Origin of the sequence: Streptomyces sp. NPDC059010 (assembly GCF_042740355.1) — a bacterium.
Classification (GTDB): domain Bacteria; phylum Actinomycetota; class Actinomycetes; order Streptomycetales; family Streptomycetaceae; genus Streptomyces.
Genome location: NZ_JBHYJA010000018.1, coordinates 116,441 through 129,069 on the forward strand (window position 1 = coordinate 116,441; position 12,629 = coordinate 129,069).

The 12,629-nt window shown below is 71.9% G+C and carries 12 protein-coding genes; 9 read left to right on the forward strand and 3 right to left on the reverse strand.

Annotated features, from left to right (window positions below; genetic code table 11):
* Window positions 1-2 precede the first annotated feature (2 nt).
* From ACFWYS_RS21225 to ACFWYS_RS21260, 8 genes are all read left to right on the forward strand, one after another.
* The gene (locus tag ACFWYS_RS21225) at window positions 3-1,238 is read left to right on the forward strand and encodes an MFS transporter (protein WP_384770976.1); all 1,236 of its coding nucleotides are present in this window, start codon (window positions 3-5) and stop codon (window positions 1,236-1,238) included.
* A 99-nt stretch (window positions 1,239-1,337) separates the two neighbouring features.
* The gene (locus ACFWYS_RS21230; protein ID WP_384770979.1) at window positions 1,338-2,021 is read left to right on the forward strand and encodes a hypothetical protein; all 684 of its coding nucleotides are present in this window, start codon (window positions 1,338-1,340) and stop codon (window positions 2,019-2,021) included.
* Entirely contained in the window at window positions 2,008-2,670 is a 663-nt protein-coding gene (locus ACFWYS_RS21235; RefSeq protein ID WP_384770981.1) for a class F sortase, read from the forward strand. Before ACFWYS_RS21230 ends, ACFWYS_RS21235 begins: the two co-directional genes overlap by 14 nt.
* 125 nt (window positions 2,671-2,795) lie before the next feature.
* Entirely contained in the window at window positions 2,796-4,133 is a 1,338-nt protein-coding gene (locus tag ACFWYS_RS21240; RefSeq protein WP_384770984.1) for an ABC transporter ATP-binding protein, read from the forward strand.
* A gap of 29 nt (window positions 4,134-4,162) precedes the next feature.
* Window positions 4,163-4,615: a DUF3574 domain-containing protein gene (locus ACFWYS_RS21245; protein ID WP_384770987.1), complete on the forward strand. Its 453-nt coding sequence runs from the start codon at window positions 4,163-4,165 to the stop codon at window positions 4,613-4,615.
* 84 nt (window positions 4,616-4,699) lie between these two features.
* Complete coding sequence (locus ACFWYS_RS21250; RefSeq protein WP_384770989.1) at window positions 4,700-6,088, forward strand: aldehyde dehydrogenase family protein; 1,389 nt, start codon at window positions 4,700-4,702, stop codon at window positions 6,086-6,088.
* 23 nt (window positions 6,089-6,111) lie between these two features.
* Entirely contained in the window at window positions 6,112-7,194 is a 1,083-nt protein-coding gene (locus ACFWYS_RS21255; protein WP_384770992.1) for a Zn-dependent alcohol dehydrogenase, read from the forward strand.
* A gap of 218 nt (window positions 7,195-7,412) precedes the next feature.
* The gene (locus tag ACFWYS_RS21260) at window positions 7,413-8,735 is read left to right on the forward strand and encodes an MFS transporter (RefSeq protein ID WP_384770995.1); all 1,323 of its coding nucleotides are present in this window, start codon (window positions 7,413-7,415) and stop codon (window positions 8,733-8,735) included.
* A 1-nt stretch (window position 8,736) separates the two neighbouring features.
* Here ACFWYS_RS21260 and ACFWYS_RS21265 read toward each other — a convergent pair whose 3' ends face one another.
* The 3 genes from ACFWYS_RS21265 to ACFWYS_RS21275 form a co-directional block, all read right to left on the reverse strand.
* Window positions 8,737-9,675 (reverse strand): DMT family transporter, encoded by a 939-nt coding sequence (locus ACFWYS_RS21265; protein WP_384771219.1) that lies wholly within the window; start codon window positions 9,673-9,675, stop codon window positions 8,737-8,739.
* Window positions 9,676-9,803: 128 nt separating this feature from the next.
* The gene (locus ACFWYS_RS21270) at window positions 9,804-10,514 is read right to left on the reverse strand and encodes an ArsR/SmtB family transcription factor (protein ID WP_384770997.1); all 711 of its coding nucleotides are present in this window, start codon (window positions 10,512-10,514) and stop codon (window positions 9,804-9,806) included.
* A 182-nt stretch (window positions 10,515-10,696) separates the two neighbouring features.
* Window positions 10,697-11,338 carry a TetR/AcrR family transcriptional regulator gene (locus ACFWYS_RS21275; protein ID WP_384770999.1) on the reverse strand — a complete coding sequence of 214 codons (642 nt, stop codon included), beginning with the start codon at window positions 11,336-11,338 and terminating at the stop codon, window positions 10,697-10,699.
* 131 nt (window positions 11,339-11,469) lie between these two features.
* Here ACFWYS_RS21275 and ACFWYS_RS21280 point away from each other — a divergent pair, with 131 nt between their 5' ends.
* Window positions 11,470-12,624, forward strand: a complete 1,155-nt coding sequence (locus ACFWYS_RS21280; protein WP_384771002.1) for an acyl-CoA dehydrogenase family protein — start codon at window positions 11,470-11,472, stop codon at window positions 12,622-12,624.
* Window positions 12,625-12,629 lie beyond the last annotated feature (5 nt).

A 12,629-nucleotide genomic window follows, 5' to 3' on the forward strand; every position in this document is an offset into this window, starting at 1 on the left:
ACATGGCGCCCGGTGGGAACCGCGGCTGGCTGCTCCGCCTCGTCATCGCCTTCAGCTTCGCGCAGGGGGCGGTGTCGATGGCCCGGCCCGCCGTCTCCTACCGGGCGCTGGCGTTGGGCGCGGACGAGAGGGCGATCGGTGTGATCGCGGGCGTGTACGCGCTGCTCCCGCTGTTCGTCGCCGTCCCGTTGGGCCGCCGCACCGACCACGGCCGCTGTGCGCCGCTGCTGCCCGTCGGTGTCGTGCTGATCTCCGGCGGCTGTGCGATGAGCGGCCTCGCGAACTCCCTCTGGGCGATGGCCGTCTGGAGCGGGGTGATGGGCCTCGGCCATCTCTGCTTCGTCATCGGCGCCCAGTCGCTGGTCGCCCGCCAGTCCGCCCCGCACGAACAGGACCGCAACTTCGGCCACTTCACCATCGGCGCCTCCCTCGGCCAGCTGATCGGCCCGATCGCCGCGGGCGCGCTGATCGGCGGCCGGGACATGGCGGGCACCAGCGCCCTCGCCCTGGTGGCGGCGGGCGCGGGCGGCGCGGTCGCGCTCACCTCGTTGTGGCGGACAGAGAGCCGTACGACGGCCAAGTCCCGTGCGGAACAAGGGGATCGCGTCCCCGTCGGGCGCATACTGCGGGCCCGGGGCGTGCCCGCAGGCATCTTCATCAGCCTCGCCGTGCTCTCCGCCACCGACATCCTCACCGCCTACCTCCCGGTGGTCGGCGAGCACCGGGGCATCGCGCCGTCCGTGATCGGCCTGCTCCTGAGCCTGCGCGCGGCGGCCACCATCGCGTGCCGGCTGGTGCTGACGCCCCTGCTGCGGCTGCTCGGCCGCACCCTGCTGCTGACCGTGACCTGTCTGCTGGCGGCCCTGCTGTGCGCCGGGGTCGCGCTGCCGGTGCCGGTGTGGGCGCTGGCCGTGATGCTGGCGGTGCTGGGCTTCTGCCTCGGCGTCGGCCAGCCGCTGTCCATGACGACGGTCGTGCAGGCGGCCCCCGAGGGCGCCCGCTCCACCGCCCTCGCCCTGCGGCTGACCGGCAACCGCCTCGGCCAGGTCGCCGCGCCGGCGTCGGCGGGCCTGGTCGCCGGAATCGCCGGGGTGGCTGCGCCGTTCGTGATGCTGGCGGGCCTGCTGTTGCTGTCGGCGGGAGTGGCCGTGCGTACGCCGAAGCGGCCGGGAGGGCCCGGATCGGGTGCCTCAAAGCGGCCGAAGCGCCCGGGACTGCGCCGGACGAGCGAAATCTGACGACGCGCCGGGCGTCGGTACGGCGAGTCGCGTGCGCGTGACGGAGAGTCAGGCGAAAGAACGATTTGTATGAAAATCGTCTGAACCTGAGGAGCGCGTATGCCGACCCTGACACCCTCACGTTCCTTTCGCGCCCGCGCGGGCGCCACAGTCGTCCTCACGGCCCTCGCCGCGGCGGGCGCGTCATGGGTGACGGCCCCGACCGCGTGGGCCCAGGGGGAGAACGGCGACATCAGGATCCACCGCGAGGGCGTGCCCTACGGGGTGCCGAAGGACGACCCGGTGGTCTGCCGGTTCTACCTCGACGCCGTCAACTTCGACATCCTCGCCTCGATCACGTACACCATCTCGCCGCAGCCTCCGCTGCCCACGGGTGCCACCGTCACCGGCGCGATCCAGCTCGCCGGGGGCGCCGGGCACACCGACACGCTGGGGCTCGCCGAGGGGCAGTACAAGCTCACCTGGGTCGTGACGGGCATCCCTCCGAAGGAGAAGGTCTTCCGCGTCCGGTGCCATGACGACGACAGGCGGGAAGGGCGGGAAGGGCGGGACGGCGACGGGGGCCCGCCCGGGCGCATCGAGGACAACGACCGGGGCGAGGGAGGGTGGGGGCGTGGCGACGAGCACGGTCCGAGAGGCGGTGTGCACGCGGGCGGTGGCGGTCTCGTCGACACCGCGGCCGCCTACGCGCCGGTCGCGGGCGCGGCGGTGGTGGGCCTGACGGCCCTTGGCGGCGCCGTGTACTTCCGCAGGAACCGCCGGCAGACCGATGGTGCCGCGTAGGCGCAGACGCCGGCCCTGGTACCGGACCCGCGCCTACCGTCTCTCCAGAACGGCCGCGCTGACGGTCGTCCTGGCGATGGTGGTCGTCCGGTGCGAGGGACTCCGTGACGCGATCGCTCCGACCGGACCCGACGGCAGGCACTCCGTGCAGGCCGCCGGCCGGGCCCACCCCGCCGAGCCCCCTCGCCCGCTGCCGCGTTCCCGGCCGACGTCCGTGCGTATCCCGTCCCTGGGCATCGACGCCCCGATCATCGGCCTCGGGCTCACCGGGGAACAGGAGTTGGAGACACCGCCGGTCGACGATCCGAACCTCATCGGCTGGTACCGGGGCGGACCCACACCGGGTGAGCCCGGTGTCGCGATCGCGGTGGGCCACCGCGACACCACGACCGGCTCCGCCGTCTTCGCCGGACTCGCCTCGGTGAAGCGCGGCAAGCAGATCGAGGCGCGGCGCGAGGACGGCCGCAGCGCCGTCTACACCGTGGACCGGGTGAAGGTCTACGACAAGGCGACGTTCCCCGACAAGGAGGTCTACGGCCCGAGCCGGCGCCCGGAGCTGCGGGTGCTCACCTGCGGCGGCCTCTTCGACCGGCAGGCGGGATACACCAGCAACGTGGTGGTCTTCGCCCACCTGACCGCTACGAAGTGACAGACCCCTTCCCTCGGCCGGGCACATTCCGTTAGCTTCCGTGACTCAAGGCCCCGTACGACCCGCGCGGGGCCTTCGGACACACGGAGCAGCGGCGCTCCGGACAGCCCCCGGGGGCAGCAGTCATGACACGCGCCATCTCCCTGCACGACGTGAGCAAGTCCTACACGCGAGGCGTCCGCGTGGTGGACCGGCTCTCGCTGGACATCGAGCCCGGGGAATTCCTCGTCCTCCTCGGGCCCTCCGGCTGCGGCAAGTCCACCGTGCTCAGAATGATCGCCGGTCTGGAGGAGATCGACGAGGGCGAGCTGGTGCTGGACGGCGAGTACGGCAACGACCTGCTGCCCGCCGACCGGCGGATGGCGATGGTCTTCCAGAACTTCGCCCTCTACCCGAGCATGACCAGCCGCGACAACATCGGCTTCCCCCTGCGGATCGAGGAGCCCGGCGCGGACCCCCGCCCCCGGGTGGACGCCACCGCCCGCATGCTGGGCATCGAGGACCTCCTGGACCGGTTCCCCGCCCAGCTCTCCGGCGGCGAACGCCAGCGCGTCGCCATGGGCCGGGCCATCGCCCGCCACCCCACCGCGTTCCTGATGGACGAGCCGCTCTCCAACCTCGACGCCAAGCTCCGCAACCACCTGCGCGCCGAGATCTCCGGCCTCACCCGGAAGCTGGGCGTCACCACGGTCTACGTCACCCACGACCAGGCCGAGGCGATGTCCCTCGGCGACCGGGTCGCCATTCTGCGCGGCGGCGTCCTGCAGCAGGTCGGCACCCCGCGCTCGGTGTACGCCCTGCCCCGCAACGTCTTCGTCGCCGCCTTCATCGGCACTCCCCGCATCAACCTGCTGCGCGGCGTCGTCCGCGCCCCGCTCGACGGCGCGATGACCATCAGCCTCGGCAAGCAGTACCTCCGACTCCCCGAACCCCTGTCCCTGGACCACCAGTTGCTCCGGGTCCAGCAGGGCCGCGAGGTCATCGTGGGCCTGCGCTCGGAAGCGGTCCGGATCGCCGAGCCGGCCTCCGCACGCCCCGGCGAGGTGCACATCACGGGCCTGGTCGAGCATGTGGAGTTCCAGGGCCACGAGGTCCTCGTCCACTTCAACACCGGCTCCCGCCCCGCCGTCGTACCGGACCTGGAGGCCCCGCGCCCCGTCCCCCCGGTCCGGCGCCGCCGCCGGGAGACCGGCACGGTGCTGGAACGCCTCCGCAACCGCGCGGGCGCCCTGCGGGCCGGCCCCGTGGTGACCCTGGACCACCCGGCCGACGCGACCCCCGACCCGGCCCCGCCCGAGGGCCGCCTCCCCGGCGACCTCATCGTGCGCACCACGCCCGACTTCGAACTCCGGCACGGCATGCAGGTGCCTCTCCTCGTGGACCTGGCCCACCTCTTCGTCTTCGACCAGCACGGCGACCGAATCTGCCCGGCTCCGGCGCGGCTGCCGGACCTGGAGGAGTGAACTACGCCGCGGGTGGCTAGTCATGGGGCATGAATGTCCACTTCACCCGAACTCGGGCTGTCCTCGCGGCCGTTGGCCTCATGCTGACCGTCGCCGCGCCGACCGCCTACGCCTCCCTCGACACCGACGCCGCATCGGTACGGCAGCGGGGAGAGCCGTACGTCGAGACGCAGCTCTTCTTCGGTACCGCGCGGCCCGACGGCGGGCCTGCTGTCACTGACGCGCAGTTCATGGCCTTCGTCGACAAGGAGGTCACCCCGGACTTTCCGGACGGGCTCACGATCCAGACCGGGCGCGGGCAGTGGCGGGACGTGAGCGGCACGATCGAGAAGGAGCGGTCGTACGAGCTGATCCTGCTGTACCCGCAGACGCAGGCGAAGAGCAGTGATCGCAAGATCGAGGAGATCCGTCGGGACTACGAGAAGGCGTTCGGTCAGGAGTCGGTAGGGAGGGTGGACGACCGGGCTCGGGTCGACTTCTGATGTCATGGAGCGTCTGGCGCATAAAAACTAACACCGCTAGTTTATGAGTCGGACGACGTGGCAGCCCGCTCGGGAGGAAGTGCAATGAAGGCACACGACGGCATGTACATCGACGGCGCGTGGCGCCCCGCCGCGGGCGGCGACGTGATCGAGGTGGTGAACCCGGTCGACGAGCAGGTCGTCGGCCGGGTCCCGGCCGGCACCGCCGCCGACGTCGACACCGCCGTACGGGCCGCCCGAGCCGCCCTCCCGGGCTGGGCCGCGACGCCGCCCGCCGAGCGGGCCGCGCGGCTCGCCGCCCTGCGCGACATCCTCGACGCCCGCAAGGACGAGATCGCCGAGACGGTCACCGCCGAGCTCGGCTCGCCGCTGAAGTTCTCGCAGGCGGTCCACGCGGGCGTGCCGATCGCCGTCGCGGGCTCGTACGCCGAGCTCGCGGCGACGTACGCCTTCGAGGAGAAGGTCGGCAACTCGACCGTGCACCACGAGCCCGTCGGTGTGGTCGGCGCCATCACGCCCTGGAACTACCCGCTGCACCAGATCGTCGCCAAGGCCGCCCCGGCGCTGGCCGCCGGCTGCACGGTGGTACTGAAGCCCGCCGAGGACACCCCGCTGGTCGCCCAGCTGTTCGCCGAGGCGGTGCACGAGGCCGGTGTCCCCGCGGGCGTCTTCAACCTGGTCACCGGCCTCGGCCCGGTCGCGGGACAGGCGCTCGCCGAGCACCCCGGCGTCGACCTGGTCTCCTTCACCGGCTCCACGGCCGTCGGCCGCGGGATCGCCGCGGTGGCCGGGGCCGCCATCAAGAAGGTCGCCCTGGAACTCGGCGGCAAGTCCGCCAACGTCATCCTGCCCAGCGCCGACCTGGCCAAGGCCGTCAACGTCGGCGTCGCCAACGTCATGTCCAACTCCGGCCAGACGTGCAGCGCCTGGACGCGGATGCTGGTGCACCGGGACCAGTACGACGAGGCCGTCGAGCTGGCCGCGGCCGCCGCCGAGAAGTACGGCGAGCGCATCGGCCCGGTGGTCAACGCCAAGCAGCAGGCGCGGGTGCGCGGCTATATCGAGCAAGGTGTCGCCGAGGGGGCACGGCTGGTCGCGGGCGGCACGGAAGCGCCGTACGAGAAGGGCTGCTTCGTCAGCCCGACCGTCTTCGCCGATGTGACGCCCGAGATGACCATCGCGCAGGAGGAGATCTTCGGCCCCGTCCTGTCGATCCTGAAGTACGAGGACGAGGCGGACGCCCTGCGCATCGCCAACGGCACGGTCTACGGCCTCGCGGGCGCCGTCTGGGCGGGGGAGGAGGCGGAGGCGGTGGCCTTCGCGCGCCGGATGGACACCGGGCAGGTCGACATCAACGGCGGCCGCTTCAACCCGCTGGCCCCCTTCGGCGGGTACAAGCAGTCGGGCGTCGGACGCGAACTCGGCGCGCACGGCCTGTCCGAGTACCTCCAGACCAAGTCCCTCCAGTTCTGAGCCCGTTCAAGGGAGCGCCTGCCATGGCCGTCCGTGCCGCCGTCCTGCCCGCCGTCGGTGCCCCGCTGGAGGTCACCGAGATCGAACTGCCCGACCCGGGCCCCGGTCAGGTCCGGGTCCGTCTCGCCGCCGCCGGGGTGTGTCACTCCGACCTGTCGCTGTCCAACGGCACGATGCGCGTCCCCGTGCCCGCCGTCCTCGGCCATGAGGGCGCCGGCACGGTCGTCGCCGTCGGCGAGGGCGTCACCCATGTCGCGCCCGGCGCCGAGGTGGTGCTCAACTGGGCGCCGTCCTGCGGCGGTTGCCATGCCTGCGGGCTCGGCGAGGTCTGGCTGTGCGCCAACGCGCTCAACGGCGCCGCCGACGTCTACGCCCGCACCGCGGACGGCACCGAGCTGCACCCCGGTCTGAACGTCGCCGCGTTCGCCGAGGAGACCGTCGTCTCGGCCGACTGCGTCCTGCCCCTCCCGGACGGCATCCCGCTCACCGACGCCGCCCTGCTGGGCTGCGCCGTCCTCACCGGCTACGGCGCCGTGCACCACTCGGCGCGGGTCCGCCAGGGGGAGACGGTCGCGGTGTTCGGCGTCGGCGGCGTGGGGCTGGCCGCCCTCCAGTCGGCCCGGATCGCGGGCGCGGCGAAGATCGTCGCGGTCGACGTCTCCCCCGAGAAGGAGGAACTGGCACGCGCGGCGGGCGCCACCGACTACGTGATCGCCTCCGAGAACACGGCCCGCGAGATCCGCGGCCTCACCGGCAAGCAGGGCGTGGACGTCGCCGTCGAGTGCGTGGGCCGCGCGACCACGATCCGCACCGCCTGGGACTCCACCCGCCGCGGCGGCCGCACCACGGTCGTCGGCATCGGCGGCAAGGACCAGCAGGTCACCTTCAACGCCCTGGAGATCTTCCACTGGGGCCGCACCCTCTCCGGCTGCGTCTACGGCAACTCCGACCCGGCGCGGGACGTGCCGGTCCTGGCCGAGCATGTGCGGGCGGGCCGCCTGGACCTGAGCGCGCTGGTGACGGAACGGATCGCGCTGGACGGCATCCCGGCGGCCTTCGAGAACATGCTGGCGGGCAAGGGCGGCAGGGCACTGGTCGTGTTCTAGGGTCCGTCCGCCGTGCGCCCCGGTCTCCTCGCGAGACCGGGGCCTCAGGCATGCCCCGATCCATGCCCGGATCCCGTTGTCCGTGCCATGTGCAGGTAAAACTCCTGCTGCGCGACCCGTTGACGGGCATACCGTCCGGTCAGTACGTTCCCCGGAACCCGTTCCACCCCCCCCGTTCTGTCCCCGTTCCGTCCCCGCACCCACCGGAGTGTGCACGCATGGACACGGCACCTTCCCCCGAGCCGCTCACCACCACCGCCCCCGCCGCCGGCAACCGCCGCCGAGTCGCCACCGCCGCGGCCCTCGCCTCGGCCGTGGAGTGGTACGACTACTTCGTCTTCGGTATCGCCGCAGCCCTCGTGCTGGGCGACCTGTACTTCCCGGCCGGCAACCCCACCGCCGGAGTGCTCGCCTCCTTCGCCACCTTCGCCGTCGGCTTCCTCGCCCGCCCCATCGGCGGCATCGTCGCCGGGCAGCTCGGCGACAAGCGCGGCCGCAAGCCGATGCTGGTTCTCGCGCTCACCCTCATGGGCCTGGCCACCACCGGCATCGGCCTGCTCCCGACGTACGCCACGATCGGCGTCGCCGCCCCGATCCTGCTGGTCGTCTTCCGTGTGCTGCAGGGCATCGCCGTCGGCGCCCAGTGGGGCGGCGCGATGCTGATGGCCACCGAGTACGCCCCCGAGGGCAAGCGCGGCATCTACGGCAGCTTCGTCCAGCTCGGTGTTCCCATCGGCGTGGTCACCGCGAACACGGTGTTCCTGCTGGCGGGAGCGTTCACGACGGACGCGGAGTTCGCGGCCTGGGCCTGGCGCGTGCCGTTCCTCGTCGGACTGCTGGTCCTCGTGCTCGCCTGGTACATCCACACGCGCGTCGAGGAGACCCCTGAATTCCGGGAGGCGGAGAAGAAGCTGGCCGAGCAGGAGAAGGCCGAGCAGTCCTCACCGCTGCGCACGATCCTCAAGGACCACCTCGGCACGGTCCTCCTCGCCGGCGGCTCCTTCGCCGTGAACACCGCGACCTTCTACATCATCATCACCGGCGTGCTCGACTACACGACCCGCGAGCTCGGCATGAAGAAGAGCGCCGTCCTCATGGTCTCGCTGTGCATCAGCCTCACCCAGCTGGTGCTGATCCCGGCCGCCGCCGCGCTCTCCGACAAGATCGGCCGCATCCGTGTCTACGCGATCGGCGCGGCCGGCATCGCCCTGTGGGCCGTACCGCTGTTCCTGCTGATCGACACCGGTTCGCTGCTCTGGCTCGCGGTCGGCACCTTCGTCGCCAGCTGCTTCCTCAGCATCATGTACGGCCCCCAGGCGGCTCTGTTCGCCGAGCTGTTCACGCCGGAGATGCGCTACACCGGTGCCTCTCTCGGCTACCAGATCGCGGCCGTGCTCGGCGGCGGTCTCGCCCCGTTCATCATGGTGCTGCTGCTGGAGGCCACGGGCACCTCGATGGCGGTCTCCGGCTACATCATCGGCCTGTCGGTGATCGCCCTGCTGTCCATCAAGGTCCTCGCGGACAGGGCGCGTTCGCGCTGATTCACGCTGTTTCGCGGGTCTGCTCGGGTTGCGGCGCTGCTGCCACGACCCGGGCGGACCGGGCCCGGGACCGCGACACGGCGACCCCCGCGAGACACAGCGCCCCGCCCGCCAGCGTGAGCAGCCCCGGCACCTCGCCCAGCGCCAGCCAGGACATCAGCACGACCAGCGCGGGCACCGCGTAGGTGGTCGCGCCCATCCGGCTGGCCGTCGTACGGGCCAGGGCGTACGCCCAGGTCGTGAAGGCGAGCGCCAGCGAGAAGACGCCCAGATAGACCAGGTTGAGGGTCGCGGAGAGGGAGGCGTCGGCCGCGTCGCCGATGAGCTGCCCGCTGAAGGGCAGGCAGCCGACCGCGCCGACCAGACACCCGTACGTCGTCACCTGGAGCGGGCTCGCATGACCCAGCGCCGGCTTCTGGGCCACCACGCCGCCGGCGTATCCGACCGCGGCGAGCAGGCACAGCACCACGCCGAGCACCGAGGACCCGCCCTCGCCCGACATCGACAGCCCCACGGTGACCGCACCGGCGAACGACACCGCCATGCCCGCCAGCAGCCGCGGCGGCATCGGGTCACCGAGCAGCCGGGCGCCCAGCAGCGCGATGAGGATGGGCCCGATGTTCACGACGAGAGCCGCCGTACCGGCGTCCACCTGCTGCTCGCCCCAGTTCAGCACGACGCTGTAGAAGCCGAACCACAACAGGCCCGATATCGCGATCCCGGGCCACGCCGCCCGAGGCGGCGGCCCCTCCCGACGGACCAGGCAGATCAGTCCCAGCACCACGGCACCCACGAGCAGCCTCCCCAGCGCGAGCGCGCCGGGTGAGTACTCGGCCCCGGCACTGCGGATGGAGACGAAGGCGGAGGCCCACAGCACGACGGTGACGGTGGCCGCGCCGGTGGCGAGCAGGTCGGGACGGCGGGCAGGGGAGGCGTTCATCATGCTCCAGAGACTAGGAAGGCAACGGTTCGAAAGCTCGCGGATTTCGGACGCGGGACTGCTCGCTTGAGGGCTTGAGGGCTTGAGGGCTTGAGGGTTTCAGGGCTTCGGTGCACAGGGGCCGGGCATCAGTGCAGCGTGGCCGCATCGATGCCCAACAGCTCGGACAGGGCGTCCTCGCCCGACGCCGTCACCTTCACGGCCCGCTCGGACCCGATCCGCACGCACCACCCCGCGTCCAGCGCATGCCGGCACAGGGCCGCCCCGGCGACACCGGCGAGATGCGGCCGGCGCTCGGTCCAGTCGAGGCAGGCGCGGGCCAGCGGGCGGCGGCCGGTGCGGTCGAGCCGGATCCCGGCGGAGTCGAACCAGCCGAGCCCCGCGTCCGTCAGCGCGAACCCGGTGTCCTGGACCAGCAGTCCCCGTTCCGTCAGCGCGTCGGTGACCGCGATGCCGAGCCGCCCGGCGAGATGGTCGTAGCAGGTGCGCCCGCGAGCCATCGCCGACCCGGCGCTGGACTCCCGCAGGTTCCGGGGCCGCCGCGTCGCCCTCGGCGTCACCTGCGCGGCCAGGTCCTCCACCAGCTGGGCGACCCGGGCGTCGGCCAGCCGCACATACCGGTGCCGCCCCTGTCGCTCCTCGGTGAGCAGCCCGCCCGCGACCAGCTTGCCCAGGTGCTCGCTCAGCGTGGACGCGGCGACCCCGGCATGCCGTGCCAGCTCCCCGGCGGTCCACGCCCGCCCGTCGAGCAGCGCCAGCAGACAGGCGGCCCGCGTCTCGTCGGCGATCAGCGCGGCGAGCCGGGCGAGGTGCGGCGCCTGGGAGTCCTTGGTGGCCATGCGCTCCAGAATGCGCCACGAACACTTCGGCGCCCACCGAAAGGTGAGGGAAGCCGAGCGCAGGAAACGACGGTTCGCCAGCCCCCCAAGGGGCGCGGGGAACTGCGCGACAAGCCACGACGCAGCCGCACACACAAGACAACCCCTCGCGGCACGCCCCCACCCCGCCCCCACCAGCGGAGCTACACGTCGCGTCCGACCTGCTCGTACTGCCGTGCCAACCCGTCGAGCAGCGCGGCGAGGCCCGTCTCGAAGGCCCGCTCGTCGATCTTCTCCTGCTGGTCGGCGAGAAGGTGGGCCTGCCCGAGGTGCGGATAGTCGGCGGGGTCGTACGCGCTCGCGTCGTCCACGAACCCCCCGGCGAACGAACCGAGCGCCGAGCCCATGATGAAATACCGCATCAGCGCGCCGATGGACGTGGCCTGCGCCGGCGGCCAGCCCGCCTCGACCATCGCGCCGTAGACGGCGTCGGCGAGCCGCAGTGCCGCCGGGCGGCGGCCGGGGCCGCGGGCGAGTACCGGGACGATGTTCGGGTGGTCCCGCAGGGCGGCCCGGTAGGAGACGGCCCAGTCGTGCAGGGCGGTACGCCAGTTCCGGCCGTCCTCGAACATCGACAGATCGACCTGGGCGCTGACCGAGTCGGCGACCGCCTCCAGGATCTCGTCCATCGTGCGGAAATGGTTGTAGAGGGACGGCCCGCTCACCCCGAGTTCGCCGGCGAGGCGGCGCGTGGAGACGGCCGACAGACCCTCCGCGTCCACGAGTTCGCGAGCCGTCTCGACGATCCGGTCGTAGTTCAGGAGGGGCTTGCGCGGTCGGGCCATGGCGCACATAGTAGAGCTGCCGAACACAAACTAGCAGTGCTAATTTAAATGTACGGCTTTCAATGTATGGCTTTCGAAGCACGGCCGTCGAAGTGCGTTCTCGAAGTCCGTTCTCAGTGGGGTGACTCGGCATGAACCTGGAGCTCAGCGAGGAACAGACCGCCGTCCGGCGGCTGGCCCGGGACTTCGTGGAGCGGGAAATCGCCCCGAACGTCATCGCGTGGGACCGGGCCGAGGAAGTGGACCGTTCGATCGTGAAGAAGCTCGGAGAGGTCGGCTTCCTGGGCCTGACGATCGACGAGGAGTACGGCGGCTCGGGCGGCGATCACCTGGCGTACTGCCTGGTCACGGAGGAGCTGGGCAGGGGTGACTCCTCGGTGCGCGGCATCGTGTCGGTCTCCCTGGGGCTGGTGGCCAAGACCATCTCCGCCTGGGGGAGCGAGGAGCAGAAGCAGCGCTGGCTGCCGGGGCTCACCGCGGGCGAACTGGTCGGCTGCTTCGGCCTCACCGAGCCGGGCACCGGCTCCGACGCGGGCAATCTCACCACCCGCGCGGTCCGGGACGGCGACGACGACTACGTCATCAACGGCACCAAGATGTTCATCACGAACGGCACTTGGGCCGACGTCGTCCTGCTCTTCGCCCGCTCCACGGACGCGCCCGGCCACAAGGGCGTCTCCGCCTTCCTGGTCCCCACCAGCACTCCCGGCCTGACCCGCCGCACCATCCATGGCAAGCTCGGCCTGCGCGGCCAGGCCACCGCCGAGCTGGTCCTTCAGGACGTACGGGTGCCCGCGGCGGCCATGCTGGGGGAGGAGGGCAAGGGCTTCTCGGTCGCGATGTCGGCCCTGGCCAAGGGGCGGATGTCGGTCGCCGCGGGATGCGTCGGCATAGCCCAGGCCGCCCTGGACGCGGCCGTCCGCTACGCCGGTGAGCGTGAGCAGTTCGGCACCCCGATCGCGGGTCATCAGCTGGTCCAGGAGCTGATCAGCGACATCGCCGTCGACGTGGACGCGGCCCGCCTGCTGACCTGGCGGGTCGCCGACCTCATCGACCGAGGGCAGCCCTTCGCCGTCGAGTCCTCCAAGGCCAAGCTCTTCGCCTCCGAGGCCGCCGTCCGCGCCGCCAACAACGCCCTTCAGGTCTTCGGCGGTTACGGCTACATCGACGAGTACCCGGCGGGCAAGCTGCTGCGCGACGCCCGCGTGATGACCCTCTATGAGGGCACCAGCCAGATCCAGAAGCTGCTCATCGGACGGGCGCTGACGGGGGTTTCGGCGTTCTGAACGGC

Coding starts and splice junctions, on each gene's coding strand:
- ACFWYS_RS21235 (WP_384770981.1), top strand. CDS start 2,008: ATGGTGCCGCGTAGGCGCAGACGCCGGCCCTGGTACCGGACCCGCGCC.
- ACFWYS_RS21240 (WP_384770984.1), top strand. CDS start 2,796: ATGACACGCGCCATCTCCCTGCACGACGTGAGCAAGTCCTACACGCGA.
- ACFWYS_RS21255 (WP_384770992.1), top strand. CDS start 6,112: ATGGCCGTCCGTGCCGCCGTCCTGCCCGCCGTCGGTGCCCCGCTGGAG.
- ACFWYS_RS21225 (WP_384770976.1), top strand. CDS start 3: ATGGCGCCCGGTGGGAACCGCGGCTGGCTGCTCCGCCTCGTCATCGCC.
- ACFWYS_RS21245 (WP_384770987.1), top strand. CDS start 4,163: ATGAATGTCCACTTCACCCGAACTCGGGCTGTCCTCGCGGCCGTTGGC.
- ACFWYS_RS21270 (WP_384770997.1), bottom strand. CDS start 10,514: ATGGCCACCAAGGACTCCCAGGCGCCGCACCTCGCCCGGCTCGCCGCG.
- ACFWYS_RS21250 (WP_384770989.1), top strand. CDS start 4,700: ATGAAGGCACACGACGGCATGTACATCGACGGCGCGTGGCGCCCCGCC.
- ACFWYS_RS21280 (WP_384771002.1), top strand. CDS start 11,470: ATGAACCTGGAGCTCAGCGAGGAACAGACCGCCGTCCGGCGGCTGGCC.
- ACFWYS_RS21275 (WP_384770999.1), bottom strand. CDS start 11,338: ATGGCCCGACCGCGCAAGCCCCTCCTGAACTACGACCGGATCGTCGAG.
- ACFWYS_RS21230 (WP_384770979.1), top strand. CDS start 1,338: ATGCCGACCCTGACACCCTCACGTTCCTTTCGCGCCCGCGCGGGCGCC.
- ACFWYS_RS21265 (WP_384771219.1), bottom strand. CDS start 9,675: ATGAACGCCTCCCCTGCCCGCCGTCCCGACCTGCTCGCCACCGGCGCG.
- ACFWYS_RS21260 (WP_384770995.1), top strand. CDS start 7,413: ATGGACACGGCACCTTCCCCCGAGCCGCTCACCACCACCGCCCCCGCC.